The organism is Flavobacterium sp. (assembly GCF_044373165.1).
Classification (GTDB): Bacteria; Bacteroidota; Bacteroidia; order Flavobacteriales; family Flavobacteriaceae; genus Flavobacterium.
Window position 1 is genome coordinate 1 of record NZ_JBILQL010000120.1, and the last position, 4,290, is coordinate 4,290.

Sequence of the window (4,290 nt, forward strand, 5' to 3'; positions counted from 1 at the left end):
TTCACGCTTCTTGCTTTGCTTCCTTCAAACGGACCTACAATACCGGCAGCTTCTAATTGGTCAATCAATCTTCCGGCACGGTTGTAACCCAGTTTCAGCTTTCTTTGCAATAATGATGCCGAACCTTGCTGAGCGGTTACAATAATTTCGGCCGCTTCTCTAAACATACTGTCGCGTTCCGAAATGTCGAACTCTAAATTCACGCTGCTGCCTTCTTCACCTACATATTCAGGTAAGAGATAAGCACTGGCATAGGCTTTTTGTGAGCCGATATAATCCACAATTTTTTCTACTTCCGGAGTATCTACAAAAGCACATTGTACACGAACTAAGTCATTTCCGTTAGAATACAATAAATCGCCTCGACCTATCAATTGGTCGGCACCTTGGGTGTCTAAGATGGTTCTGGAGTCGATTTTAGACGTTACTCTGAACGCAATTCTTGCCGGGAAATTGGCTTTGATAATCCCGGTAATTACATTTACCGATGGTCGTTGGGTAGCAATAATCAAATGAATTCCAATGGCACGGGCCAATTGTGCCAAACGAGCAATAGGGGTTTCCACCTCTTTACCGGCGGTCATGATCAAATCGGCAAACTCATCCACTACCAAAACTATGTAAGGCAAAAAGCGATGACCGTTTTCCGGGTTCAATTTGCGTGCTTTGAATTTATCGTTGTATTCTTTAATGTTACGCACCATGGCGTCTTTCAAGAGCGAATAGCGGTTGTCCATTTCCACACAAAGCGAGTTCAAGGTATTGATTACTTTGGTGTTGTCGGTAATGATGGCATCTTCTACATCGGGTAATTTGGCGAGGTAATGACGCTCAATTTTATTGAATAAAGTCAACTCTACTTTTTTAGGGTCAACCAACACAAACTTTACTTCTGCCGGGTGTTTTTTATACAATAGCGAAGTCAGTACCGCATTCAATCCTACCGATTTTCCTTGTCCCGTTGCTCCGGCCATTAACAAGTGCGGCATTTTAGCCAAATCGACTACAAAGGTTTCGTTAGAAATGGTTTTTCCCAAAGCAATCGGCAACTCCATTTCCGCTTCTTGGAATTTGGCGGAAGCAATTACCGTTTTCATCGGCACCATAGTCGGGTTCTTGTTCGGCACCTCTATACCAATAGTTCCTTTGCCCGGTATAGGCGCAATGATACGAATTCCTAATGCCGAAAGCGACAAAGCAATATCGTCTTCTAAACTTTTAATTTTAGAGATGCGAATCCCGGCTTCGGGTACAATTTCATACAAAGTAACCGATGGACCAACCGTTGCTTTGATTTGGGCAATATCGATTTTGTAGTTGCGCAAGGTTTCTACAATACGGTTTTTATTTTCTTCTAATTCTTCCTGATTGATCGTTATGCCAACCGAAGCATATTCTTTGAGTAAATCAATCGTTGGGAATTTGTAGTTGGACAATTCCAGAGTCGGATCAAACAACCCGAAATCGGCTACCAATTTGGCCGCTAAGTTTTCTTCTACAACATCTTCATCGGCAGCCTTTTCAATTACAAAAGCTTCATCATGGGTTTCAATAATTTGCTTAACAGGTTCGGTAATTACAGGTTCCGTTTCCAAAGGCGGCGATACCGTTTTGATGGTAGGTTCTAAATTGATTTCGGAAGCATGTTCAATGGTAGGTTTGAGTGCTTCTTTGTTGATTTCAAACGATGACGTTTTTAAAACCGGTTCGGGTATAAATGCTTCAGCTTCGGCTTCAGCTTCTTTTACGGCAAATTCCTCTAAGTTATAGTTTGTGCCTTTATTCTCCGGAATGATACTGCCAATATCTTCTTTGATTTCTTTGTGTTTCTTTTCGAAGAATGATTTAATCGCATCAGGAGAAACCTTGATTTTAAAAATCAAATACACTATAATAGAAAACACCAAGACTAACACAGTGCCTGTTTTGCCTATGTAATCTTGCAAAAACAAATTCATTTCAAAACCTACAGTGCCGCCCAATTCAGGTAAGTTATCGGCAAAGAAACCAAACAGTATCGATAAAATGATAAGGGCAAATAAATCCCAGAACCAAGTGTTTTTTAACTTGCGAATCGGTAAATCCAATATTAAGAAAGCACCACTTAAAAACAGTAACTTAACAAACAAAAATGAAGCAATACCAAAACCGCGATAAATAAATAAATCAGCTATGTAAGCTCCAAATTTACCCAGCCAATTTTGTGCGTTTTCACTGCGGTCGGTTAAGGCGTCAACAGCGCTTTGATCCACTTGTCCGTGTAAAAAGAAGGATATGAAAGACACCAAAAAGGCTATCGAGGTCAACACCAATACAAAACCAAACAGCATGCGATACTGCTTTTTGGTCTTCAGTATTTTCAGTTCCAAATTAGGATCTTTTTCTTTAGTCTCTTTTTTTACTGTTTTTGCCATGGATATAGTATAAAGCTATAAAAATAGAAATTTAATCGGAGGTTTAGCAAAATTTAGGTACATAAATAAGCAATCCTACAGCCAGGGCAGCCAGGGCAGCAAACATTACTGCTCCTGCGGCTATATCTTTGATGAAGCCAATTTTTTCATGGTATTCAGGATGGATAAAATCGGCCACTTTTTCAACGGCGGTATTTAAACTTTCAATGCCTAAAACCAAACCAAAGGCTAATATTTGCATCATCCATTCGTACCGGTCAATTTCGAAATAAAATCCGGCCATAATCATCAATACCGCCAACGAGGATTGCACCATTACGCTGTGTTCGGTAGTGATGAGTTTAAAAGCACCTTTAACCGCAAAGCCGACACTTTTTAACCGACCGCTGATAAAGGAATTGTCTTTTTCGAATCCCATAAAAATTATAAGGCAGCTAAAGCCGAGTCATAGTTAGGTTCATCCGCAATTTCAGGAACTTGTTCGGCATATAGTACCGTACCGTTTTCATCTAAAACGATTACCACGCGAGAGTGTAAACCGGCCAATGGTCCGTCAGTGATTTCCAAACCGTAGTGTTTGCCAAAATTACCGGTGTTAAAATCAGAAAGGTTGATTACGTTTTCTAACCCTTCAGCCCCGCAAAAACGTTTTTGAGCAAAAGGCAAATCTCTCGAAACACACAATACTTTAGTATTTTCTAAGGCACTTGCTTTAGCATTGAAAGCACGCACAGAAGCCGCACAAGTTCCCGTATCTATACTCGGGAAAATATTTAAAACCACTTTGCTGCCGGCAAAATCTGCCAGAGAAGCGATACCTAAATCGGTTTTAACTAATTGAAAATCGGGTGCTTTGGTACCTGTTTTTGGTAAGTCACCATTGGTGTGTATCGGATTGCCTCCTAATGTTATTGTAGCCATTTTGTATAATTTTTTTGATTGCCAAAAATAGGCAAAATATTTGAGATTTTAGAGTTGAATTTTGGAATTTGGCAATTGTGATATGGAAATTTTTTGAGAAAAGATTTGGTTTGTATTATTGTTTTATCGTAATATTGCAATATAATAATTTAAAGAAATCATGGGCGCATCAAAATCAGAATCATTTTCAGCAGAACACAACGAGATGGCAACCTTGTTTAAAGCACTATCACATCCGGCCAGAGTTGCCATTGTTGATTATCTGTTGACAGTAGACAGTTGTATTTGCGGCGATATTGTAAACGAGTTGCCTTTGGCACAACCTACTATTTCCCAACATTTAAAAGAACTGAAAAACGCCAACATTATCAAAGGTACTATAGAAGGAACCGCCATCTGTTATTGTATCAATCCGGATACGATGGAAAAAATTGAAAACCATTTTGGCATGATTCGCCATAAACTAAAAAATAAATGTTGTTAGCTAATTACTAATCACTAATTACTAAAAAATGAAACTCTCACAAATTAAAAACGAACTCAAAAGCTTATCAACCATAGCTTTCCAATTGCCTAACGGCGACTTGGTTCCCGGTCATTTTCACGTAACTGAAGTGGGAAAAGTGACCAAACATTTCATCGATTGCGGTGGTGTAATTCGAAATGAAGAAGTGGCTAATTTCCAATTGTGGGAAGCCAATGATTATGACCATCGTTTGCATCCTGAGAAATTGGTTCACATTATAGAACTGTCAGAAGCCAAACTTCAAATTCCCGATTTAGAAATCGAGGTCGAATACCAAATGAAAGACACCATTGGTAAATTCAACTTGGATTTTGACGGAACGATTTTCCAATTAAGATCAAAGATGACCGATTGTTTGGCGAAAGACAACTGTGGTATTCCACCTGAAAAAATGAAAGTGAAAATAGGCGAGTGGAAGCCAAAAGAAAC

Annotated in this window: 5 protein-coding genes; 2 read left to right on the forward strand and 3 right to left on the reverse strand. The window is 39.2% G+C overall.

The window, feature by feature from the left end; all coding sequences use genetic code 11:
- The 3 genes from ACIQ32_RS11305 to tpx all read right to left on the reverse strand — a co-directional run.
- The coding region (locus ACIQ32_RS11305; RefSeq protein ID WP_396195796.1) for a DNA translocase FtsK at nt 1–2,414 on the reverse strand (2,414 nt) is incomplete at its 3' end.
- Nucleotides 2,415–2,457: 43 nt separating this feature from the next.
- Nucleotides 2,458–2,832 carry a diacylglycerol kinase family protein gene (locus ACIQ32_RS11310; RefSeq protein WP_396195797.1) on the reverse strand — a complete coding sequence of 125 codons (375 nt, stop codon included), beginning with the start codon at nt 2,830–2,832 and terminating at the stop codon, nt 2,458–2,460.
- Between the two features lie 5 nt (nt 2,833–2,837).
- Nucleotides 2,838–3,335, reverse strand: a complete 498-nt coding sequence (tpx, locus tag ACIQ32_RS11315) for a thiol peroxidase (RefSeq protein WP_396195798.1) — start codon at nt 3,333–3,335, stop codon at nt 2,838–2,840.
- 160 nt (nt 3,336–3,495) lie between these two features.
- Here tpx and ACIQ32_RS11320 point away from each other — a divergent pair, with 160 nt between their 5' ends.
- Nucleotides 3,496–3,819 carry an ArsR/SmtB family transcription factor gene (locus ACIQ32_RS11320; RefSeq protein ID WP_396195799.1) on the forward strand — a complete coding sequence of 108 codons (324 nt, stop codon included), beginning with the start codon at nt 3,496–3,498 and terminating at the stop codon, nt 3,817–3,819.
- 28 nt (nt 3,820–3,847) lie between these two features.
- Nucleotides 3,848–4,290 (forward strand): DUF6428 family protein (locus ACIQ32_RS11325; protein WP_396195800.1); only part of this gene is annotated, 443 nt, incomplete at its 3' end.